Source organism: Aliidiomarina sp. B3213 (assembly GCF_003290085.1).
Classification (GTDB): Bacteria; Pseudomonadota; Gammaproteobacteria; order Enterobacterales; family Alteromonadaceae; genus Aliidiomarina.
In genome coordinates this window covers 36,100-58,590 of sequence record NZ_QMKJ01000003.1, presented here as the reverse complement: position 1 = coordinate 58,590, position 22,491 = coordinate 36,100, and the positions used below count along the sequence as shown (strand labels likewise).

Genomic DNA, 22,491 nt, shown 5'->3' with positions numbered 1-22,491 from the left:
AGACAACTGATGAAAGCGAAATGGTTAGGAATATTAGTGATCTTGGCAGGTTGTGCTTCCGGGCCGCTGCCAGCGCAAGAAGCTATTGACGAACAACGCGATGTAAGTGCTGACGAGCGAATCATCCTGGAAGTCATGCGCGGAGACGTAGAAATTATTGCCCACAACCGCAATGAGTTCTCGGTCCAAGGTACATTAGACGAACTAGCAGAAGGATTTATTCTTGAGTCTTCTGGGGGCACCACACGCTTTGAAGTGAAAATGCCTCGCCGAGTAAGCTCTGGGGGATGGAGAAACCAAGAGGAGTCGGAGCTCGTTATTTTGGTTCCTGTGGGAGCGCGTGTCAGCCTTACCGGTGTGAACGTTGATGTGACTGCTGAAGGTATTGAGGGAATGACCAAAGTTGAAACCGTAAATGGTGATGTCACAGGTATGGGTCTGAAGAATCAAGTTGACCTTAGTACAATTAACGGCGATATCGAAATTTCAGGCTCGAGTGGTGATATTGAGCTGGGCACAGTTAATGGTGAAATCGAAGATATCGATTCAACAGGAAGTGCAAGCTACAGCTCGGTAAATGGAGATATTGTTTCGACCAGCCGAGCCCAGACTGTTAAAGCAGAAACCGTGAATGGGGAAATCGAGATGACTCTGGCTCATGCTGAAGAAGTTGAAGCACAGAGCGTGGGTGGCGAAGTCACGTTAGAACTAGGTAATCCGTCGGTTAACTTAGATGCCTCAACTGTACATGGAGAAATCCACGTTAAGTTCGCGCAAAACCTAAGTGCAAAGTTTGAGATTAATACGCACGGTGGTGATATTGAAAACCGACTCACTAATGATGAAGTTTCTCGCGACCGCTACGGTCCTGGGCGCTCGTTAGAATTTACCGTTGGTAGCGGTACTGGCCGCGTACAGCTTGACTCTGTGAATGGTGAGATAGTCGTACGCAACTAACTAAAACTTGATTTTACCCAGCAATGGCTCTATGGTGCGCCCGATATAGTTAATAGAAGGTCAGCGTACAATGGAGCCATTAATTCTCATTCTTCTTGCATTAGCAACCTTTACCGTCGCCTCGATGGTATATGTTTATGCTTTTCGTGGCACGTATCGTCATCCCTCTTTTAATGAGTACGCTCGCAAGTGCTGGCCAATCTTCGCGCCATTAAATTGCATGTTGTATATGTCGACGCAGAAGCGCGCTCGTAGACCTATTCTTAATCTCGACGAATTCCCTGAGTTAGCGAACGTCACCGTGAACTGGAAAACCATTCGAGATGAAGCTTTGGCATTGAGAGAAAACAACGAATTTGAAAAGACCAAGGACAAGAATAATAGCGGTCATTACGACGTTGGTTTCAGAACCTTTTTTAAATACGGATGGAGTAAATTCTACCTTAAGTGGTATGGGTATACGCATGACTCTGCGAAAAGAATGTGTCCTGAAACGGTAAAACTCATTGAACAAATTCCTCAGGTTAAAGGCGCAATGTTTACGTTGTTGCCACCTGGAGGGAAGCTAACACCTCATTCTGACCCATTCGCATGCTCTTTGCGTTACCACCTAGGGTTGGAAACACCGAACGACGACAATTGTTGGATTAACGTCGATAACCAAGAGTACAGCTGGCGTGACGGGGAAGCTCTATTGTTCGACGAGACCTACGTTCACCATGTAGCAAACAACACCGGCAAGCCTCGTCTTATATTGATGCTAGACGTGGAAAGACCTATGGGTGTGGTTGGTAAAGTTGTCAATTTTTTCTATCGTCAGCTCATGCGCATGACCATTGTTCCGAATGATGAGTCAGATAAAAAAGGACTAGCCAATGCTGTGTTTTCCAGCGTTTCACCTTTACTAGCGCGTTCTAAAGAACTGAAAGAGACAAATAAGCCGTTATATAAAACGCTTAAGTTTGTTGTGAATTCGATTCTCGCTATAGTGCTGCTAGGACTTTTGGCACTCATTATTTATATTCCTTATTCGCTTATTAGTGGGTAGAGCATAAATTGCCTGAATTTTAATCAAGTGCTAATCTTTATGTTAGGTGAAATAACATAAGAGGGCGGTTGACATGATTACTGATTCGGCATCATTAACCGTCAGTGCGTTTGGTGACTATCAGCAACAACAGGCTAAACGCACCGCAGAATTAGCTAAGCAGCAAGCAACAAGGCTAGAAGAGCAGGCGGAAGAAAAACGTCAAGAAGCTCAGGAACTAGAGTCTGAGGCTGACCGCTTAAGTAGAGATGCAGACCGGCAAGATAACCGTGCTGAGATTGCACAACGTGCGGTTCGCCAAGAAGAAACGATAAGCACTCTAGACAGGCAAATTAAGACAGTTACGGGAAGTTTACAGAGACAGACCGGAACGCAAATTGATACACAGGTCTGACGAATTAGAAGGAAAAAAGGGCGGTTTTACCGCCCTCTTTTGTTTTTAAAAGCGGGGTTTTTAATAGCTAGCGCTATGATACACCTGCTGCACATCATCACAGTCGTTTAGCATATCCATGAGCTTATCCATAACTTCAATGTCCTCACCAGCTAGCTCGGTAGTGAGTTGTGGGACAAATTGAATTTCATCAGTTTCAAACTCAATATCTGTATTAAAACTTTGCAACGCTTCGCGAGTTTTCGCATATTCAGTGTTTGGCGCGAATACAGTGATGAAACCATCGTTACTCTCAACATCGGTAACATCTACGTCAGCTTCCATTAATGCTTCTAGTACAGCGTCCTCGTCGTCACCCGCAAAGCTGAAAATAGCGCAGTGGTCGAACATATGAGCTACCGAACCTGGCGCACCAATTTTGCATTTTGTTTTGGTGAAGCAGTTACGAACTTCGGTGAAGGTACGATTTGGATTGTCTGTTAAGCATTCCACGATAAGCATACAGTTTGCTGGTCCAAAGCCTTCGTATCTTGCTGCTTCGTAGTTTTCGCCACCACTGCCAGAAGCCTTGTCTAGCGCGTTAGAAATTACGTGAGCAGGAACCTGGTCTTTTCTTGCACGCTCGATCAAGCTTCTTAATGCTAGGTTACCGTCAGGGTCAGTGCCACCTGACTTTGCCACAACATAGATTTCACGCCCGTAGCGGCTATAAACTTTACTTTTAGCTGCAGCTGTTTTTGCTATCGAATCTTTTCTATTTTGGTACGCGCGACCCATATAAATACTCTCGAATTCTCAATATTGACGGCACATATTACTGCTAACGGTTGATGAATTCGAGTGATTTTCTCACCCCGGTGGAAATCGGAGGCCTAGCTTCTTCCGGATAATTTATTATGCTTTGCTTCTGTTTTAACCAAAAATTTGATAAAAACGGGGTATAACTCTCTCATATAACTTTGATGCCATGCACCTAGCCACGCGAATAGCTTTATTTTTAACTTTTGCGCTACTGTGTTGCAGTTTCGGCTTGTTCGCTCAAGACGAGTACAGCTTCCGTGTGCATGAAGATCCTACGATAGAATCTGAGTTAGACGACTACCTTCGCGCTCCTCGCAATCCAGAAGCTGAAAATCCTCATGAGTTAATAGAGAGTATTGTCGCAAAAGTAGACGAGCAAACGCCGATTATGAGCTGGGTTCGCGCTCGCGGTTATTACGCCATTGACCTGTTGGTGGACGAGCAAGATGAGAAAGCTTGGGAAATCACCGAGGATATGGTCACGGTGGCTGAGTTCACAGGGGTGGCAGATGCCATAGTTGAAGCCCGTGCAGTTGAAATTACGCTTCATTACTTTTCAGACCAAACCCAAGACGCGCTAGTAGCAATAGAGCGTGTGCTTCCTTTAATGACAGACATACAGTCACCTCGTGTAAGGTACTTTGCTCACAACTTAGTGGGTCGAGTATTTCATGATGTGGGTGATTACGAGGGGGCGCTTGAGCATTACTTATCTGCATATGAAGCTGTGCGAGAAACTGATGACGAGAGAACAGTTCTACGTCGTCAGTTCCTCAATACCAGCATCGCTTACTTGCAATCAGATTTGAGAGATTATGAGAGTGCGTTAGAAACGAGCCAACGTGCTATCGATACAGCGAAAACTGAAGGTTTTGAACGGGACCTACCCGATCTTTATTTGCTTAAAGGGTATCTAGAGGGGCAAATGGGGCAGTCTGCAGCATCCATTGCCTCCCACGAAGAAGCGATTGTTTGGGCAAGGCAGTTTGATATACCTGAAATTGTGTTGCTGTCGATGAACAATATCGGCTCTTCTTGGTTAGACGAAAAAGAATTTGAGCAGGCTCGGGAAGTCTTTCAGGAAGCTTTGGCTGAGGCAGAAGCCCTTGACGATCAGGCCACGAAAGCCTTGCTTCTGTTTAATTTAGGTTACGTTGAAGTGATGACAGGGAATGCAGAGGTTGGTATTCCCATGATGGAAACTAATGCGGAGATTATGAAAGAAGACTCCACTGATGCCGACCATGCCGATACCTTGAATTCATTGATAGAAGCTTATGTGGAAGCTGGGCTGTTTGAGAATGCTACAAACGCACTCATTGAGCAAAGAGATTTAAATAAAACACTGCACGAAAGAGAAAGAGAAGAAACACTGTCTGAGCTTCAAACGCGTTATGAAGCGAATGAGCAAGCTACGCAAATTGATTTATTGGAACAACGTAATGAGCTACAACAACGAGCTATTGAAAATGCAGAGCTACAAAAGAAACTCTTCATTTTGTTCGCGATAGTTGTTGTTTTAGGGTCGGTACTATTGTTCCAGCTCTACCGCGCAGCAAGACGTGCAAACCGAAAGTTAAAAGACACCAACCGTCAGTTGGAGTATCAGTCGACCCACGACGCGCTTACAGCGTTGTTAAATCGACGTTCGTTCCAGGAAGCAATGAAAAAGCGGGAACGACAAGCGCGCTATTCGGATCAGCATGAGTACCCAGATGCATTACTATTATTGGACGTGGACTTCTTTAAGAAAATTAATGACAACCGAGGTCATATGGCGGGAGATCAGGTTCTAGTCGAACTTGGAAAGCGTTTGAAAAAAGTCTCTCGAGCAACAGACATGGTTGTGCGTTGGGGTGGCGAGGAGTTTTTACTCTACCTCAAAGAGATGAATCCGGAGCGCCTTCCTGAATTTACTCAGCGTGTGTTGCAAGTTATTGGTGAAAAGCCTGTGCAAACGAAGGATGAGGCGATTCAAGTAACAGCTACAGCGGGTTTCATTCCGCTGCCGTTTGGTAATGTTTCAGAGTCTCAGTTGAACTGGGAGAAGTGCTTACAAATAGCAGATATGGCGCTTTACATAGGCAAAGTGCATGGTCGCAATCGTGGACTTGGTGTTATGGGTCTTAATGTGCCTTTCGAGGAAACCAAAGAGGCCTTAGAGAAAGACCTAGCAGGTGCTATTGAGAAAGGATGGGTCCACTCTGTTGATGTGAGCGGACCCGAAGTATAATAACCCGTTGGGTTACGGTGCGCCACTAACCGGCAAGTTCTCTAGGAAGAAGTCGGTTTTCAATTGAAGGTAGTGTAAAACAGTACCTTCTCCCTCACGAATACTATGAGAGCGATTTGGGTAAGCCATAAACTCAAATTGCTTCTGGTGCCTTATGAGTTCGTTGATCAAAGCCTCAGAGCCTTGATAGTGAACATTGTCGTCACCTGTACCGTGAATGAGTAACAATTCACCTTCTAAGTTTGCCGCATGAGTAATGGCTGAAGTAGCTTCGTACTGTTCAGCAGACTCTGGTAACAGTCCCGAGTAACGTTCTTGATAAATGGTATCGTACAAGCGTAAGTCCGGTACTGGTGCAGAGGCGATGCCAGCGTGAAATAGCTCAGGATATCTAAACAATGCGTTAAGCGTTTGCGAACCACCGCCACTGTGACCCCAAATACCCACACGTTCTCCGTCTAACCAAGACCAGCGCTCGAGCATCGCTTGTAAGGCGTCGGCTTGGTCACGCACAGTAACAATACCGAGTTGCTTGTATATCGAGTGGCGCCATTCTCGCCCTCTTGGCGACTTTGTACCACGGTTATCTATTGACGCGACTACATAACCTTGCTGGGTCATGTATTCGTGCCACAGCCAGCGGTTGCCAAGCCACTTGTTGGCAACAGTTTGGCCCCATGGCTCCCCGTACACATACATAATGAGCGGGTAAGATTGAGTTGGGTCGAAGTTACGCGGTTTCATAATGAAACCGTCGAGTACCAAGCCATCTCTTGCTTCTACTTGGAAAAACTCAGTGGTACTGGTAATGCGCTCGTCAATAACTTCTTGCACTGCACTGTTGTCTTCAATCACTTGAATAATTTCGTGGCTCGGTAGCGCAACTAAGTTTGTTTGTGTGGCTACACCTACTTCACTAAAGCTGTGAATAGCGAACTCACCATTCTGAGCGATCTGATAACCATGAGTACCGTCCCACTCTTCAGGAGTCAGGCGAACGGGGTCGCTTTCACCAGAGAGGTCGACACTGAACAAGTAGCGCTCTAAATGGTTTTGTGGAGAAGCAATATAGTAAGCTTTACCTTCGCCTTGTTCGTTTGCCACGATTTCGAGTAGCTGGACAACATCAAAATTGCCTCGCGTAAGCTGTGTTAGCTTATCTCCCTCAGCATCCGCGTCGTAACGATATAAGTGACGAAATCCACTGCGCTCACTTTGCCAAGTGAAGCTCTGACCGTTTCTAAAGAAGCGAACGTCATCTACCTGCTCAACCCAAGCGTTCGACTGTTCGGTAATCAACTGTTCTACATCACCGCTTTCTCGGTCTCCAAGCCAGAAATGCATGGTGTTTTGCGCTCTGTTCATTTGTTGCAGCATGAGCTTGTTATTATTACCAGCCCATTCCATACGAACAATGTAGTGCGCGCGAGGGTCGCCAGGAAGGTTCATCCAAGTGGTTTCGCCGCCGTCTGCCGGAATAACACCAACACGAAGTGAAGAGTTTGTTTCACCCACTTTCGGATAAGGGAATGTAGTAAGCTGCGGATAGTTGTCACTGGTGTTGTCGATCATGGTAAACGACTCAACACCACTGGTGTCCACTTGCCAATAAGCAATAGCATCACCCGACGGAGACCAGCGGAAACCGTCTCTAAGCCCAAACTCTTCCTCGTTTACCCAGTCAAACGTGCCGTTGATAATGGTGTCACTACCGTCGAAGGTAAGCTGTTGCACACCGCCGTTACTAGCTAACGACTCAACGTAGAGGTTGTTGGCTTGTACGTAGGCAACTTGGTTACCCTGAGGGTTAAACTTCGCAAATTGAAGCGTAGACTCTTCTGCGAATTCACCAAGTTGTTTGAGATTATTGGTTGTAAGGTCCAGTACCCAATAGTCACCGAGTGTGTGTGTACGCCATGAACGTACTGTGTTGGTGAAAATAATAACCTTAGAACCGTCTTGCGACCATTGGTAGTCTGCAATTTCCAGCGCCTCTTCTTGACCTTCTGGCGTAATTTGACTGGCACTAACGAGTACTGTGCGCTCCTGTGTGACAGGGTGGTAGCGAACAATGTCTTCACCGCCATTTTCATTACTTTCTAATGTCGTGTAGCCACTTCCGTCGGCTAACCAACGTGTAGCTGGGACATTAGCGAGTTTAAAAATATCCTCGGTTATCGCCTCTTCTAGCGTGAAAGTAGGCGCTTGAGGTTGTGTAACCGCGGTTGCATCACTTTCTGATTGGCAGGCACCAAGTGTCATCATTGCCGTAAGCCCTAACGTTATTGCTCTAATTTTCATTCTTATTCCTATGAATGCCCTAAACGTGGACATAAGGTTACTAAGTTCAGGCTTGAAAACAAGGTTGTTAAGCCACATTTATGTGTTATCTAAAATGAATAAACAAATAAAGCGGCAAATTACGGAGTATTTTATTTATGACCGAGACAACCAACCCGTTACTGGAGTATGCCCACTCGGCATCGAATACATTGCCTAATTTCGACAGTATCGAGCCGCAACATATTGAACCCGCTGTTAAGTTTATTGTTGAACGCAACCAAAAGTTAATCGATGAGTTAGCGCAATTAGAGTCCCCTACTTGGCAAAGCCTTGTCGCACCATTAGAAGAAGCCGACGACGACCTTAGTCGTTTGTGGTCCCCAGTTTCTCATTTAAATGCGGTCGTGAGCAACGATAACCTGCGTGAAGCGCACGACGCATGCTTACCTTTATTGTCAGCCTACGGCACATTCGTAAGCCAGCACGAAGGACTTTATGAAGCCTACAGAAAACTTGCAGAGAGTGATGGCTTTAAAGAGTTGTCTGAACCACAGCAACGAGTGATTAAAGATACGTTGAGAGATTTCAAGCTCGGCGGTGTTGCATTACCTAACGAACAAAAGGGTACTTATGCCAAAATTCAGTCTTCACTGTCTGATTTAAGCTCAAAGTTCAGCAATCAATTACTCGACGCAACTCATGCTTGGTATTTACACCTGGAAAGTGAAGAGGCTCTAGCTGGTGTTCCAGAAAGCGCTTTAGAAGCTGCTTCAGAAGAGGCGAAGAGTAGAGAGTTATCGGGCTACGTTATTACACTCGACATTCCTAGCTACTTACCCATAATGATGTACGCTCATGATAGAGAGCTGCGACAGAAATTGTACACGGCGTTTGTTACACGAGCTTCTGAACAGGGTGCTGAAACCCAATTTGATAACTCAGAAGTGATGGTTAAAACACTGGCTTTGCGAAACGAGTTGGCGCAGCTCTTGGGCTTTAAAAATTACGCTGAACTGTCACTAGAAACTAAAATGGCATCGTCTCCAGAAGAGGTTTTATCGTTTTTGAATGACCTGTCCACAAGAGCATATCCGCAGGCACAGCGTGAATTGGAAGAAATAAAGGAATACGCAAGGAAAAAGGGATGTTCTGACTTGCAGGCGTGGGACATTCCTTATTTTGCAGAACAGCTCAAACAAGAACACTACGCAATTTCTGATGAAATGTTACGCCCGTATTTCCCTGAGCAAAAGGTTACCGACGGTTTGTTTGAGGTGGCTTCACGCTTATTTAATGTCCAATTTAAGGCGCGGAAGGACGTAAGCACCTGGCACCCGGATGTGAAGTATTTTGAGGTCCTTGATGAGGAAGGCAACTTACGAGCAAGTTTTTATTTAGATCTTTATGCTCGAGCGAAAAAACGGGGCGGCGCTTGGATGGCGGACTGTGTAGTGCGCCGTGAAAGAAAAGATGGAAGCTTGCAACTTCCAGTCGCGTTCTTGACTTGTAACTTCAGCCGTCCAGTAGGCGATAAGCCGGCGCTATTTAGCCATGATGAAGTAGTTACTTTGTTTCATGAATTTGGTCATGGCTTACACCATATGCTTACACAAGTGAGTATTGGTTCAATTTCCGGTATTAACGGAGTTCCTTGGGACGCAGTTGAGTTACCGAGTCAGTTCTTGGAAAACTGGTGTTGGGAGAAAGAGGCGCTTCAGTTTATCGCGGGTCATTACGAAACGAATGAAGCATTACCCGACGAACTACTTAACAATATGTTGAAAGCAAGGAACTTCCAAGCTGCCATGCAAATGGTGAGACAGCTTGAGTTCTCGTTATTTGACATGGAAATTCATAGCCGTGGAGACCTTGATTCAGCAGACGCTATTCAGAGTGTCTTGGACAAAGTTAGAGAGAAAGTAGCGGTAGTTATTCCTCCGGCGTTTAATCGCTTCCAGCATAGCTTTGGTCATATTTTTGCGGGTGGTTACGCAGCAGGTTATTACAGCTATAAATGGGCAGAGGTACTGTCGGCAGACGCATACTCAAAGTTTGAAGAAGACGGTATTTTCAATGCGCAAACGGGTCGCTCGTTTTTAAACAACATTTTAGAAGCCGGGGGCAGCGAAGACATCGCTGTATTGTTTGAGCGGTTTAGAGGCAGAAAGCCGGAGCTTGCTGCACTATTAAGACATTCGGGCATTGAAGAGCGACCAGCGGCGTAACTACTGGTTGAGCCTTACAAGTAGGCTCACCAGTCCATAAATGCTAAGTACAAAAAGCACGATAAAAATGACGCCGACAATAATGAAAGCAAGGGGATTGCCTTGGTTAAAGTCGCGCTTTCGGTTGTGTTCTGTTTGTACACCAAACATTGCCGCAAGAACGCTAACAATAACGTTCCATAAAGTTGGGCGTTGGGAGTTCTCGCTCATCTATAATCTTATCGGCGATTTAGAGACTGTTCATCTAAGTTGCCTCGACTAACATTCTGAGGCGGTTCTGAACCAAAAATAAGTTCAACTAAGTCTAAGAAATGAAGCTGTGCTGATTTGCTTTTGAACTGAGCCCATGCAAACCAATTTACTTGCTCTTCACTTTCAGGCTGCGGACAAACTTGGCTTTGGATACCATTAAATACAGCTACACATGCTGTTTCTTGCCTAGTATGGTTTGCATTGAGCAATACCGCAGTAGCGAGTATTGTCGATCCAAAAAGGATCATCGCGATGATCATTCGACGCATGCTCTTCTCCTTGCCTAAAAAGTGAACGACCAATTTAACATTTAATTTAAATAATCACTAGTAATTTTGTTTATCAGGTGATTGAAATTCATGGTACTGATAGAATACGTCGCTTCGTAGGATAACTGTGAGGCTAATCATGTCGGAATTTCTAATCGCCCCGTCTATATTGTCGGCAGACTTCGCTCGACTCGGCGAAGAAGTAGAGTCGGTTATTGCAGCTGGCGCTGATGTTGTTCATTTTGACGTTATGGACAACCACTTTGTTCCTAATCTTACAATTGGTCCTATGGTTTGCGATGCATTGCGTAATTATGGCATTACTGCGCCAATTGACGTGCATTTAATGGTTGAACCGGTTGATAGAATTATCCCCGATTTTGCTAAAGCTGGTGCGTCTATGATTACCTTTCATCCAGAAGCTTCTGTTCACGTAGATCGCACACTACAGTTGATACATGATAATGGTTGTAAAGCTGGCGTGGTACTCAATCCTGCAACACCTCTTCATTACTTAGATTACATTATGGACAAGGTCGACATGATTTTGTTGATGTCTGTAAACCCTGGGTTCGGTGGGCAGAAATTTATACCTACGACACTGCAGAAAATTGCCCAGGTGAAGCAACGAATTAATGAGAGTGGCCGCGATATTCGATTAGAAGTCGACGGTGGAGTAAAAGTTGATAATATTGGTGACATTGCTAAAGCTGGCGCAGACATGTTTGTAGCGGGCAGTGCCATATTTAATGCCCCAGATTATCGTGCAGTTATCGCGCAAATGCGCAAAGAAATAGAAATCGCGACGCAAAGTCGCTGAATGTAAAATAGGAAGTAAGACACATGAGCCAACCCATTGTATTAAGTGGATGCCAGCCTTCGGGTCAACTCACCCTTGGAAACTATATGGGTGCATTGCGCCAATGGGTGACTATGCAGGACGACCGTGACAGCTATTTTATGCTGGTAGACTTACACGCAATTACTGTAAGACAAGATCCTAAAGCGCTTAGAGAAGCTACGCTAGACGGTCTTGCGCTTTATCTTGCTTGCGGCTTGGATCCTGAAAAGAGCACACTGTTTTTACAATCTCATGTCCCAGAGCATTCTCAACTTGCATGGGTTTTGAATTGCTACACGCAAATGGGCGAGCTTAATCGCATGACGCAGTACAAGGACAAATCGCAGAAGCAAGAGTCGAATATGAATGCGGGCTTGTTTACTTATCCTGTGCTTATGGCTGCAGATATTCTGATTTATGGGGCTAATGAAGTTCCTGTAGGAAATGACCAAAAGCAACACCTAGAGTTAGCGCGTGACGTGGCGACTCGCTTTAACAACATTTATGGCGATGTTCTTGTAGTGCCAGAGCCGTTCATTCCAGAACATGGCGCTCGTATTATGAGCTTGCAAGATCCAACCAAGAAAATGTCGAAGTCTGATGAAAACGCAAACAACTTCATTGGGTTACTCGAAGAGCCGAAGAAAATAGCGAAGAAAATTAAACGTGCTGTAACTGACTCAGACGAGCAGGCGCGTATTTACTTCGACCCTGAAGAAAAAGCAGGAGTTTCGAATTTGTTGACGATTCTTTCTGGAGCCACTGGAAAAAGCATTGATCAACTTGTGCCAGAATACGAAGGCAAGATGTATGGTCACTTGAAAGGCGATGTAGCTGACGCTGTTGTTGCATTGCTTGAGCCGATTCAAGAGAAATACAAAGCCTTGCGTGAGGATCGTGCGGTTTTGGACAAGGTTATGAAAACAGGTGCAGAGAAGGCACAGGCGAAAGCACAAAGCACTTTGAGAGCTGTTTACGATGCTGTGGGTTTTGTGACCAAACCTTAAGCGGACTTTACATTCTTAATTTGTAAACAAGTATTACAAGAGAAAGCGCAAGATAGTACAAAAAACGTACTAATCGCGCTTTTTTTATATCTTATGTTATACCCTTATAGCCAAAAGTGTATAGGTTATGTAATTGAGTTATGTATAAGCACATTGGATCGGTGTAGGCTTTGCGATAATCTCGAAGATTACTGCGGTGAGTTGCTGTTTGAGCCCAGCAATGGAAGGCGCAGATGAACGAGTAAACATAAACTCGTACAACAATCGTGAAGTAAAACAGGGAACAAAACTATGTCTATTCCAAGTAAACCGCGTTTACTTGCAACGTCTGTGTCACTAGCACTATGCGTAGCATACGGTGCAGTGGCGAACGATGGCTTGCAAGTAGAGCGCGTAGAGCGAGCGCAAGGAGAGCTAGCCCAGCAAAAAGCCGAGGCGAGAAACCCTCTTCGAGTGCAAGAAACCGAATTTTATATTGTTCAGCTTAAAGATGAGCCTCTTGCTGCATATGCAGGCGCATACACGCAAGTTGGAACAATGGAAAATGGCCGTACAGTGGCACCGCAGTTAAACCTTAACTCTATTCAAGCCCGCGAGCATGAAAGCTTTTTGCATTCACAACAGCGCGCGTTTGTTTCGGACCTGCAACGCCGTATTCCTCGAGCTGAAATGTATCGTCAGTTCGCTACTGTGGTAAACGCAGTTGCTATTGAAGTACCTAAGGGCACTTCAATGCAGGACGTTGCAAACATGCCACAGGTTGAGCGCGTTTACCGTAATGAAATGCGTTACGAGCAAATGGACAGCTCGTTAGACTTGATCAACGTAGCTGATAGTTGGGCAAGTGCTGGCGGACAGGACAACGCTGGTGAAGGTGTTCGCATTGCTATCGTAGACGGTGGTATTAGACCTGAAAATCCGATGTTCGCGGGTACAAATCTTACCCCAGCGACAGATGTACCTACGGATGACTACTGCGCAACGACTGACGCAAGCTTCTGTACTACGAAAATTATTGCTGCGCGTTATTCAAACCCAACGTTCACTGTGAACGATAATGAATATATGAGTCCATTAGACTACGGCGGGCACGGTACTCACGTTGCAGGTACAGCTGCGGGTGAACGCATAGATGCTCCATATCGTGGCAGCGAAATTGAACTTTCAGGTGTAGCTCCTGGTGCATATTTAATGGTGTACAAAGCATTGTTTAGAACACCTACCGGTCAAGGTAGTGGTTCAGACGTAATGCTTGTAGAGGCGCTAGAGCACGCTGTAGAAGATGGTGCAGACGTAATCAACAATTCTTGGGGCGGTGGTCCTGGTTTTGATGGCACAGGTAGTGTTTACGACGATATTTTCACTAATGCTGAAGCTGCTGGCGTCGTTGTTGTAACGGCGGCAGGTAACGATGGTCCTGGCGAGCAAACTATTGGCTGCCCTGGCTGTGTTGAAGCTGGTATTACTGTTGCAGCGTCAAGCACAGGCCGTACGTTTGAAAACAACGTTTACTACGGTGAAGAGAGCTGGAGTGCAATTCCTGGAAATGGAGACTTCCTACTTAGTGAAGACGTCACTGCAACTTTAGTTTTTGCTGAAGATGCGAGTGAAGGTAACACTTTAGGTTGTAATGCTTATCCTGAAGACAGTTTAACGGGCAATATCGTATTAGTTGTTCGTGGAGATTGTTCATTCACACAAAAGGCAAACAATGCAGAAGCCGCAGGTGCTGTCGGAATGATTGTTTCGAACAACACTGAAGGCACAATTTCGATGTCTATGCCGGGTGCGACTCTCGTTTCTGTGTCTCTTACGCAAGACGATGGCGTGGCCTTACGCGATGCCTATGTTGAAGGCGATGAAATTACCATTGGCGCAGTTGAGCGCGTTATTGATGAGAGTGCTGTAAACGACCTAGCCGGCTTCAGCTCTCGTGGTCAAAACGGTAACAACACGATTCTAAAACCAGAAATCACAGCTCCAGGTGTAAGCATTTTAAGTGCAGACTCACCTGACTTAACTGGCGATTTTGGTTTGAAGAGTGGTACCAGTATGGCGTCTCCACACGTTGCAGGTGCAGCGGCGGTTCTTCGCCAATTACGCCCAGAGCTTGACGCTTTTGAAGTGAAGTCGTTGCTAATGGGTACTGCTACGAATAACTCTGTTCGTGACTCAGATGGTTTCTTCGCAACGCCCTTTGGTCAAGGTGCAGGCTTATTGAATGTCGCAGGTGCTGAGAACGCAAACTTTGTCATAGACGCGCCGTCTTTGGTTGATGTTGAATGCCAAAGCAGCTGTTCGTTCGACCGAACGGTAAGCAACTTGTCTGACGAAGAAATCGTTGTTTACGTGGACACTCAACAGTTCAGTAACTCTTATGTAACTGCATCATTTGTAGTTGGAGAAGCTGAAGCCGCTGAGGAATTAGAACTAACAATTCCTGCGGGAGAGTCGGCAACATTCACCATGACAATCGACAGCCGTTTCGCTGACGATGGCTATAACTTTGGTGCGTTGGAAATTTCACAAGGCACGAACGCTTCACTTCAGACGTTCCCAATTGTGTTCTCTTCTGAGCGTGCAGATGACGCTTCTGTATTAAGCACCTCAGTTACAACGGGTGAACCTTCGTGGGGAGAAGTCGTTACGGTTCAAACAAACTTTAGTAGCCCTGTGAAAGGCGAAGAAGTTAGCTTAAGCGTAAACCTTCCAGAAGACTTTGACGCGAGCAACATTCGTGTTGATGAGTTCTACGCTTCAGGAAATTATGACGTAGCTGACGGTGTGTTGACTTGGACAGGCTCGTTCGAGAGCGTAGTCGGTAACTCTGAGCTAACGCTTGCTGAATCTCCTTATGGCACTATCGCAGATTTGGAACCGCAAAGTGTTGGTTGTGCTGAGAGTCAGTGTGATGAAGCTGCAATTCATGTGACTGGCTTAGGTTCATATGATGGCTTTACTTACAACGGCACAAACTACGAGAGTATTACCATTTTCACGAATGGCTTAGTGGCTGCGGGTGATCAGTCTGCAACGACGCAAACCTTCCTAAACGAAGACATGCCGAATGATGCCGCGCCGAACAACCTGATTGCTCCTTTCTGGACAGACTTGGTGTTAGGTGAAGATCTTGGTGGTGAAATTTACTTCACGCTTGTGACTTTGGATGGCACAGATTATGCGGTAGTTGAGTGGTCGGAAGCTAAGTTGTGGACAGAAACTGTGGCGGCGTCAGACCCTAGCTACACTGTTTCAGTCTGGTTGCCATTAGGTGAAGAACAGCAGGACATTATTTTTAACTACATTGAAGTGCCTGCTATGCCTGAGTTTGTAACTATTGGTATGGAAGACGTTTCAGGAACATCTGGTCTTAGCCATTATTACGACGGTGAAGGCACTGCTGTTACTACTGGCGATGCGTTATTAGGTAACTTGTTAGTTGAAGACTCAACGGTAACTGTTGATTACGACCTAGTATTGGATCACGGTAGAGACTTCACGGCCGCAACCGAGTGGAACACAGCGGTGACTGTAGATGTACTAAACGGTGTTGACGTAGTTACCGCTCGTTCGTTGGTTTCTGCTTCTGCTGAGGTTGATGGAGCTACCTATAATGCGCGTGCCCCACTGTTGATCGAGCCACAAAGCGGTTTGTCTGTTGTACTTACGGGCAACGTAGAAGGCGGCGAGGCTACAGTGTCTAATGGTGTAATTACCTTTACGCCAGACGTTACCTTCAAAGGTGAGCAAGTGATTACTTATCGCTTACGTGACGGAATGCAAAATACAAGCTCGGAGTATGAGGTTGTAGTTACTGTTGCACCGCGTGACGCCGATAAGTGGTACGAAGGTAGCCTTGGTTGGTTGTTTATGTGCTTTGTAGGTTTATTTGGATACAGAAGACTGTATCGCAAGTAAGTCAAACAGCACTGAAGACCCTTAAACAAAGCCCGAAGTAATTCGGGCTTTTTGCTTTTGTTAACTAATGTTATAGTTTCCCCCACAAAATAATAAAATTAGAGTTACAAGGCGTGATATTAATCATCGATAATTACGACTCTTTTACTCACAACCTTGCACGTTACTTTGCTGAATTGGGTCAAGCCGTGAAGGTCGTGAGAAACGACGCAATTTCCATTCAAGAGTTACAAAAGTTATCGATAGACGCGTTAGTTATTTCGCCCGGTCCATGTACGCCCGACGAATCAGGAGTTTCACTTCAAGCCATCGAGTACTTTGCCGATAAAGTACCCATATTAGGTGTTTGCCTTGGCCATCAAGCGATAGGCCAGGTATTTGGAGGCAAAGTGACACGAGCCGAGCGGGTAATGCATGGTAAGCGCTCTACTGTTGAGCACAATGGAAGTGGGTTATTTGCAGGTGTTAAGAACCCGCTTGAAGTGGTGCGTTATCACTCATTAGTGATAGACACGAAAAGTTTGCCGACGGTACTCACGCCAACAGCATGGGTAACAGAGGGAAATGGGCAAGAGCAACGCCAAGTCATTATGGCTGTTGAGCATAAAGACTTGCCGATTTGGGGAGTACAGTTTCATCCAGAGTCTGTGCTTAGCCACGGCGGGCATTCGTTATTAGAGAATTTTTGTAAGCTTGCGAATCTGCCGATTACGCAACTGCCGCGAGAAGTGTTACCTGAATTAGTGGGTTAATATTCGTGGGCAATACTGTATTTATAAGTGCTGAAGGTAAGACTAGGTGAACTATCAAAAGTTTAAAGTAGTTTCGGAATCCCCTAAAGAAGGGCAACCCGCTCTAATTGAGAGGTTGTTCACTAGTTTTTTGATCAGCTTAAGTTTTTCGAAAAAATTAGATTCAACGTATACGGTTCTGAAAGAAGAAGAGCTAATTCGTCAGCGTGAGTTGCTGGAAGTAGAACAGCGCCGTCAAGAAGAGCGTGACCGTATAGAGGCTTCTCGTAGGTACCAGCGTGAACAAATGTCCGCTGAACTTCATGAGCGAGTTTTTGAACACCTTCAAGAGACCTTAGATAACCCAGAATACATTCTTTCTCGTGTACTTTATGTAAAAGACAATTCGGTGCAATTATTAGACGCTTTAAATGCTAAAGCGGCGTCTTTGCGGAAATTGGAAAATTACACCGTTGACCTCGATTGGTTACAAGACGGTTTGCTCCGTGTTGTGAATATGCCCCCTTTTGCCGACCCGAAAGACCCCAAGCGTGTGAAAGTGACGAGTATGCGTAATGCTATGAGCTTTGTTGGGTCTGAAGATTTAAGAATACTTATTCCCGCGTTTATTATGCAGCATTGGATTCCAAAGAACATGGAACCCTTCAACTTGTTGCGTAGAAAGCTATGGGAACACTCTCTTGGTACGGCTATTACAGCGCAAGTATTGGCCGAGCTAGACGGCACCGTAGACCCTGTTCATGCTTATGCGTTAGGTATGTTCCATGACATCGGTAAAGCTATATTAGCCCGCTTATATGGTATGTGTTTCGACGATGTGCAACGGGATATGCTTAGAGAGTTGCGGGAAGAAGTACGTTCAGAGCGTTATAACGCTCTGATTGAGTTAGAACCATCAGAGCTTTTCCTTCGCAATATTATGCTGCAGTTTGAAGCCAAGGCTAGTGCTCAGTTCATGGCTGCGCTCGATTTAAAATACCTACCGCTAACTAATCCGTTGGAAAGCTTTGCTGCGTCTTCAGGAGTGAAAGAACTCACTGGATTAGCACGGATTCTATATCAGGCTAATGCGTATTCTGAGTTCAGAATGATGCATGCCGCTAATTTAGTCTCTGCTGAAGACGGCCGCGTTATGTGTAAAGACGCGCAATTAGGTCGGCATGAGCTGGAAGTATTGAGAACCGTGAACTTACGACGTTTGCGCCTAAGCCGTGGTACTGCTGCAGAATAACCCGGAGCCGCATAATTATGCGGCTTTTATGCAAATCTAGATTTTCTTTTATTCCCTTTTATATCAATGGCTTGGCAGCGAGATTTTTATGCTCGAATCTGCCATAATACGTCTTTAATTTTGACCCATGTCGAACTGAATTTTAGCGCAGGAGTATTCTTATGTCGCAACCAATGCAAGTAGGTCGTGCCCTTTTTAACGACGTTATGGTACCTAACTATAACCCTTCTTCAATTATTCCGGTGAAAGGAAAAGGTTCTCGTGTTTGGGACCAAGAAGGTAAAGAGTATGTCGACTTTGCGGGCGGCATCGCAGTGAGTTGTTTAGGGCATTGTCACCCTAATATGGTTGAAGCGCTTCAGGAGCAGTCGCAAAAACTGTGGCACTTAAGTAACGTGATGACTAACGAACCTGCGCTTCGATTAGCTAAGAAGTTAACTCAAGCAACTTTTGCTGAGCGTGTTTATTTCGCAAACTCAGGCGCTGAAGCTAATGAAGCAGCTTTGAAACTTGCGCGTCGCTGGGCGATGGATAAGTTCGACGAAGGGAAAGACCAAATTATTGCTTTCCATAAGGGCTTCCACGGTCGCACCTTCTTCACCGTTACCGTTGGTGGTCAAGCCGCATACTCAGACGGCTTTGGACCAAAACCGGGTGGCGTACAACACGTTACTTTTAACGATCTGTCATCGTTGAAGGAAGTTATGTCAGATCGCACTTGTGCAGTAATGGTTGAGCCAATGCAGGGTGAGGGCGGCGTAGTTCCAGGTGACAAAGAGTTCTTAGCGGGTGTGCGTGAACTTTGTGATGAGCACAATGCGCTACTTATTTTTGACGAAGTTCAGACTGGTTTTGGGCGTACAGGAACATTGTATGCATACGAGCAAACAGGTGTAGTGCCAGATATTCTGACGTCTGCAAAAGCGTTAGGCGGCGGCTTCCCAATTGGTGCCATGTTGACGCGAGCAGACATTGCTGAGCATCTTAAAGTGGGTACGCACGGTTCTACATACGGTGGTAACCCATTAGGTTGCGCGGTAGCTGAAGCAGTAATGGACGTTGTAAACACCGAAGAAGTTCTTTCAGGTGTGAAAGCGCGTGAAGCTATGTTTAGAAAAGAGCTTTCGCGTATCAACGAGAAGCACAACGTTTTTGCTGAAGTTCGCGGCCAAGGTTTACTTCTTGGTGCTGCACTAAACGACCAGTTTAAAGGCAAGGCAAGAGACTTTTTAGTCGCGAGCGGTGAAGAAGGACTCATGGTACTTGTTGCGGGTATGGACGTGGTACGTTTTACACCTTCACTAGTGATTACCGAGCAAGACATTCAAGAGGGAATGGCTCGCTTTGAGCGCGCGGTTGAGCGCGTAGTTGCTGCCCAAAAGTAAATCTATGATTGTCATTAGACCTATACGCGCCTCTGACTACGAGGCGCTTTATCAATGTGCTGTAGAGTCTGGCTACGGATTTACTTCGTTACCTGTTGACGAGTCGCTGTTGCGAAAAAGAATTGCTGGCGCCGAAGATGCGTTCCACAAGCAAGTTGTGGACCGTCCAGGAGAGGAAGGCTACCTTTTTGTCATGGAAGACACAGAGTCACAGCAAATTATGGGCGTAAGTGGTATAGAAGCTGCGGTAGGTTTGAGTGACGCTTTTTGGCATTACCGAATAGGTAAAGAGACACATCACTCAAGTCGTCATGGCGTTCATAAAACGCTTGAAACTCTTACATTAAATAACGATTACACGGGTGTAAGTGAACTATGCACGTTGTTTTTACGCGAACCGTTTCGCGTGAATCGCAATGGGCGAGCTTTGTCGAAATTTAGATTGTTATTTATGGCAGAGTTTAAGTCACGATTCTCTAGCCACGTCATAGCAGAAATGCGAGGCGTGTCTGACGAAGATGGTAACTCGCCATTTTGGAATTGGCTGCAAAAACACTTCTTCGGTATGGACTTTTCTTATGCCGATTACCTCACGGGTATTGGTGACAAAGCATTTATATTTGAGTTGATGCCGCGCCACCCTGTTTATATTAGCTTATTGGATAAAGCGGCTCAGGAAGTTGTGGGCGAGGTGCACGAAAACACCTTACCTGCTTTAAAGCTTCTGAAGTCAGAAGGTTTTAGGTTTAAAGGCTATGTAGATATTTTTGACGCTGGTCCTACTGTTGAAGCCGAAGTTAGCCAACTACGAACGGTTAAGAACAGCGTTGTAGCTCGAGTGGAAATTGGTCAGTTCGCAGACGATGAGTCTGAAACCGTGCTGATGTGTAATCGTGAGCTAGAATCTTTTAGAGCATTGCAAACTAGAGCGGTAACCTCTGAAGGAACTGTACTAATTGACCAAGCTACTGCAGATGCATTGAATGTTTCAGTCGGAGATACCGTGCGGCTGGCACCTTTTTAAGGAGTTGTAAATTATGAGTCAGACAAATATACAAAGTTCTGGTCTATGGATTAATGGTGAGTGGGTAGAAGGGCAAGGCGACTCTTTTCAGTCGATTGATCCCGCCAGAAATGAGCCGGTTTGGGAAGGTAAAACCGCGGTTCCTGAACAAGTAGACATGGCCATGAAAGCAGCCCGAGAAGCTTTTATTTCGTGGTCGCAAACTTCACTAGAGCATCGTTTAAGTATTGCTCGTGCGTTTGCAGAACAACTGAAGGAAAATAAAGAATCATTAGCTAAAGTTATCGCTGAAGAGACTGGAAAACCTCAATGGGAAACGCTGACCGAAGTTGCGGCTATGGTGGGCAAAATTGAGATTTCTGCACGTGCATACGACGAGCGCACCGGAGTTGTTGAAAATGAAATGCCTGGAGCGAAGGCTTTTATTCGTCATAAACCTCACGGTGTAGTCGCAGTTTTCGGACCTTATAACTTCCCAGGGCACTTACCTAATGGCCACATCGTTCCGGCATTGTTAGCAGGAAACACGGTTGTATTTAAACCTAGTGAGTTAACGCCGAAGGTAGCGGAAGAAACCATTAAGTTGTGGCACAAAGCAGGACTGCCTAAAGGCGTGATTAACCTAGTTCAAGGTTTAGTGGAAACAGGTAAAGCTATTGTTTCTCATCCAGAAATGGACGGTCTATTTTTTACCGGTTCTTCGAACACTGGTAAGTTGCTTCACGAACAGCTTGGTGGACGCCCAGATAAAATTCTTGCTTTGGAGATGGGGGGTAACAACCCACTTATCGTGCAAGAAGTTGATGATGTTGACGCTACAGTTCATGCGATAGTGCAGTCTGCTTTTGTAACTAGCGGACAGCGTTGTACCTGCGCACGTCGTTTGTATATTCCACAAACTTCTCAGGGCGATGAAATCTTGCAAAGATTAGTGGAAGTCACTAAAAATATTCAAGTGGGTGACTACGCCGCTGACCCACAACCATTTATGGGCGCGATGATTTCTGCAAAAGCTGCGGCTGGAATGGTTGCGGCACAACAGGAATTAGTGGGTCTTGGTGCGAAAGAGTTACTCAAGTTAGAGCAACTTTCTGCCGACAAAGGATTTGTAACGCCGGGAATTCTAGACGTATCTGCAGTAACTGATATGCCAGACGAAGAGCATTTCGGACCATTGTTGAAAGTGGTTCGTTATAGCGACATTGACCAAGCAATTGCGTCTGCAAACAACACACGCTTTGGCTTGTCTGCTGGTTTGTTGGCGACTAATCGAGAAGACTGGGATTATTTTTACCCAAGAATTCGTGCGGGTATTGTGAACTGGAATAAACCGATTACGGGTGCAAGCAGTGCAGCTCCGTTTGGCGGTATTGGTGACAGCGGAAACCATCGTCCAAGTGCTTATTATGCTGCTGACTATTGTGCTTATCCTGTTGCATCGGTAGAGTCTGATAAATTGGATTTACCAGAAAACTTAAGTCCTGGGTTAAAGTTTTAACGCTTAACTTGAAGAAATGAGGCGTCAATGATTGTAGAAACCGATGGTTATATCGAACTCGTTCAGTACTTGAGCGAGCATCTGCATGTCTTTGCTAAGCCTCCTGAGAGTGACTCAGTAGCTCCCGTATCTGTGCGGGAGCTTTTTGAAACTCAACTGTCCAATCAAATTATGCGTGTGTGCCAGCAGCATGACCTAGACGCTACAACGCGTTTAGATATTGTTCGTGAGGCAGACGCTATTCTTTACGACCTTGAAGAGGTTCTGGCCTCGGTGCTCGATAGGCATCCTAACAAGGAACAACAACAGTTTATTCATGAATTCGTGGGCTTGGTAAAAAACCTAATAGACACCGAGTTGATGAAGCTTTAAG

General features: G+C 45.5%; 18 protein-coding genes. 14 read left to right on the top strand and 4 right to left on the bottom strand.

Going from position 1 to position 22,491, the window contains the following annotated elements:
• Positions 1 to 9 precede the first annotated feature (9 nt).
• From DQX04_RS09790 to DQX04_RS09780, 3 genes are all read left to right on the top strand, one after another.
• Positions 10 to 957 carry a DUF4097 family beta strand repeat-containing protein gene (locus DQX04_RS09790; RefSeq protein ID WP_111915748.1) on the top strand — a complete coding sequence of 316 codons (948 nt, stop codon included), beginning with the start codon at positions 10 to 12 and terminating at the stop codon, positions 955 to 957.
• 70 nt (positions 958 to 1,027) lie between these two features.
• Positions 1,028 to 2,005 (top strand): aspartyl/asparaginyl beta-hydroxylase domain-containing protein, encoded by a 978-nt coding sequence (locus tag DQX04_RS09785; protein ID WP_111915747.1) that lies wholly within the window; start codon positions 1,028 to 1,030, stop codon positions 2,003 to 2,005.
• Positions 2,006 to 2,078: 73 nt separating this feature from the next.
• Complete coding sequence (locus DQX04_RS09780) at positions 2,079 to 2,399, top strand: hypothetical protein (protein ID WP_111915746.1); 321 nt, start codon at positions 2,079 to 2,081, stop codon at positions 2,397 to 2,399.
• A 60-nt stretch (positions 2,400 to 2,459) separates the two neighbouring features.
• Here the strand turns inward: DQX04_RS09780 and DQX04_RS09775 are convergent, their stop codons facing one another.
• Entirely contained in the window at positions 2,460 to 3,176 is a 717-nt protein-coding gene (locus DQX04_RS09775; RefSeq protein WP_111915745.1) for a YebC/PmpR family DNA-binding transcriptional regulator, read from the bottom strand.
• A gap of 253 nt (positions 3,177 to 3,429) precedes the next feature.
• On the opposite strand from DQX04_RS09775, the gene DQX04_RS09770 reads away from it, so the two are divergent.
• Positions 3,430 to 5,433: a tetratricopeptide repeat-containing diguanylate cyclase gene (locus tag DQX04_RS09770; protein WP_165831979.1), complete on the top strand. Its 2,004-nt coding sequence runs from the start codon at positions 3,430 to 3,432 to the stop codon at positions 5,431 to 5,433.
• A 12-nt stretch (positions 5,434 to 5,445) separates the two neighbouring features.
• Here DQX04_RS09770 and DQX04_RS09765 read toward each other — a convergent pair whose 3' ends face one another.
• On the bottom strand, positions 5,446 to 7,734 hold the full coding sequence (locus DQX04_RS09765) for a S9 family peptidase (RefSeq protein WP_111915743.1): 2,289 nt from the start codon (positions 7,732 to 7,734) through the stop codon (positions 5,446 to 5,448).
• Positions 7,735 to 7,871: 137 nt separating this feature from the next.
• Between DQX04_RS09765 and prlC the strand changes: the two genes are divergently transcribed.
• The gene (gene prlC, locus DQX04_RS09760) at positions 7,872 to 9,941 is read left to right on the top strand and encodes an oligopeptidase A (RefSeq protein WP_111915742.1); all 2,070 of its coding nucleotides are present in this window, start codon (positions 7,872 to 7,874) and stop codon (positions 9,939 to 9,941) included.
• Here the strand turns inward: prlC and DQX04_RS09755 are convergent, their stop codons facing one another.
• Together DQX04_RS09755 and DQX04_RS09750 are read right to left on the bottom strand one after the other, a co-directional pair.
• Positions 9,942 to 10,151, bottom strand: a complete 210-nt coding sequence (locus tag DQX04_RS09755; RefSeq protein ID WP_111915741.1) for a DUF2970 domain-containing protein — start codon at positions 10,149 to 10,151, stop codon at positions 9,942 to 9,944. It abuts the gene before it with no gap.
• Between the two features lie 8 nt (positions 10,152 to 10,159).
• On the bottom strand, positions 10,160 to 10,462 hold the full coding sequence (locus DQX04_RS09750; protein WP_111915740.1) for a hypothetical protein: 303 nt from the start codon (positions 10,460 to 10,462) through the stop codon (positions 10,160 to 10,162).
• A gap of 139 nt (positions 10,463 to 10,601) precedes the next feature.
• Here DQX04_RS09750 and rpe point away from each other — a divergent pair, with 139 nt between their 5' ends.
• The 9 genes from rpe to DQX04_RS12505 all read left to right on the top strand — a co-directional run bounded on the left by rpe (position 10,602) and on the right by DQX04_RS12505 (position 22,490).
• On the top strand, positions 10,602 to 11,282 hold the full coding sequence (gene rpe / locus DQX04_RS09745) for a ribulose-phosphate 3-epimerase (RefSeq protein ID WP_111915739.1): 681 nt from the start codon (positions 10,602 to 10,604) through the stop codon (positions 11,280 to 11,282).
• A gap of 23 nt (positions 11,283 to 11,305) precedes the next feature.
• Positions 11,306 to 12,310 carry a tryptophan--tRNA ligase gene (gene trpS, locus DQX04_RS09740; protein ID WP_111915738.1) on the top strand — a complete coding sequence of 335 codons (1,005 nt, stop codon included), beginning with the start codon at positions 11,306 to 11,308 and terminating at the stop codon, positions 12,308 to 12,310.
• Between the two features lie 291 nt (positions 12,311 to 12,601).
• Entirely contained in the window at positions 12,602 to 16,228 is a 3,627-nt protein-coding gene (locus DQX04_RS09735) for a S8 family serine peptidase (RefSeq protein ID WP_111915737.1), read from the top strand.
• Positions 16,229 to 16,341: 113 nt separating this feature from the next.
• Positions 16,342 to 16,980 (top strand): aminodeoxychorismate/anthranilate synthase component II, encoded by a 639-nt coding sequence (locus DQX04_RS09730; protein WP_111915736.1) that lies wholly within the window; start codon positions 16,342 to 16,344, stop codon positions 16,978 to 16,980.
• A gap of 46 nt (positions 16,981 to 17,026) precedes the next feature.
• Entirely contained in the window at positions 17,027 to 18,211 is a 1,185-nt protein-coding gene (locus DQX04_RS09725; RefSeq protein ID WP_111915735.1) for an HDOD domain-containing protein, read from the top strand.
• Between the two features lie 173 nt (positions 18,212 to 18,384).
• Complete coding sequence (locus DQX04_RS09720) at positions 18,385 to 19,596, top strand: aspartate aminotransferase family protein (protein ID WP_111915991.1); 1,212 nt, start codon at positions 18,385 to 18,387, stop codon at positions 19,594 to 19,596.
• A 4-nt stretch (positions 19,597 to 19,600) separates the two neighbouring features.
• Positions 19,601 to 20,620, top strand: coding sequence for an arginine N-succinyltransferase (gene astA / locus DQX04_RS09715; RefSeq protein WP_111915734.1), 1,020 nt, complete (start codon positions 19,601 to 19,603; stop codon positions 20,618 to 20,620).
• 28 nt (positions 20,621 to 20,648) lie between these two features.
• A complete protein-coding gene (gene astD, locus DQX04_RS09710) occupies positions 20,649 to 22,118 on the top strand; it encodes a succinylglutamate-semialdehyde dehydrogenase (protein ID WP_111915990.1) in 1,470 nt (489 codons plus the stop codon).
• Positions 22,119 to 22,145: 27 nt separating this feature from the next.
• Positions 22,146 to 22,490: a DUF3802 family protein gene (locus DQX04_RS12505; RefSeq protein ID WP_132327487.1), complete on the top strand. Its 345-nt coding sequence runs from the start codon at positions 22,146 to 22,148 to the stop codon at positions 22,488 to 22,490.
• Position 22,491 lies beyond the last annotated feature (1 nt).

Coding starts and splice junctions, on each gene's coding strand:
- DQX04_RS09735 (WP_111915737.1), top strand. CDS start 12,602: ATGTCTATTCCAAGTAAACCGCGTTTACTTGCAACGTCTGTGTCACTA.
- DQX04_RS09780 (WP_111915746.1), top strand. CDS start 2,079: ATGATTACTGATTCGGCATCATTAACCGTCAGTGCGTTTGGTGACTAT.
- rpe (WP_111915739.1), top strand. CDS start 10,602: ATGTCGGAATTTCTAATCGCCCCGTCTATATTGTCGGCAGACTTCGCT.
- trpS (WP_111915738.1), top strand. CDS start 11,306: ATGAGCCAACCCATTGTATTAAGTGGATGCCAGCCTTCGGGTCAACTC.
- astA (WP_111915734.1), top strand. CDS start 19,601: ATGATTGTCATTAGACCTATACGCGCCTCTGACTACGAGGCGCTTTAT.
- DQX04_RS09785 (WP_111915747.1), top strand. CDS start 1,028: ATGGAGCCATTAATTCTCATTCTTCTTGCATTAGCAACCTTTACCGTC.
- DQX04_RS09775 (WP_111915745.1), bottom strand. CDS start 3,176: ATGGGTCGCGCGTACCAAAATAGAAAAGATTCGATAGCAAAAACAGCT.
- DQX04_RS09750 (WP_111915740.1), bottom strand. CDS start 10,462: ATGCGTCGAATGATCATCGCGATGATCCTTTTTGGATCGACAATACTC.
- DQX04_RS09790 (WP_111915748.1), top strand. CDS start 10: ATGAAAGCGAAATGGTTAGGAATATTAGTGATCTTGGCAGGTTGTGCT.
- prlC (WP_111915742.1), top strand. CDS start 7,872: ATGACCGAGACAACCAACCCGTTACTGGAGTATGCCCACTCGGCATCG.
- DQX04_RS09755 (WP_111915741.1), bottom strand. CDS start 10,151: ATGAGCGAGAACTCCCAACGCCCAACTTTATGGAACGTTATTGTTAGC.
- DQX04_RS09720 (WP_111915991.1), top strand. CDS start 18,385: ATGCAAGTAGGTCGTGCCCTTTTTAACGACGTTATGGTACCTAACTAT.
- DQX04_RS12505 (WP_132327487.1), top strand. CDS start 22,146: ATGATTGTAGAAACCGATGGTTATATCGAACTCGTTCAGTACTTGAGC.
- DQX04_RS09765 (WP_111915743.1), bottom strand. CDS start 7,734: ATGAAAATTAGAGCAATAACGTTAGGGCTTACGGCAATGATGACACTT.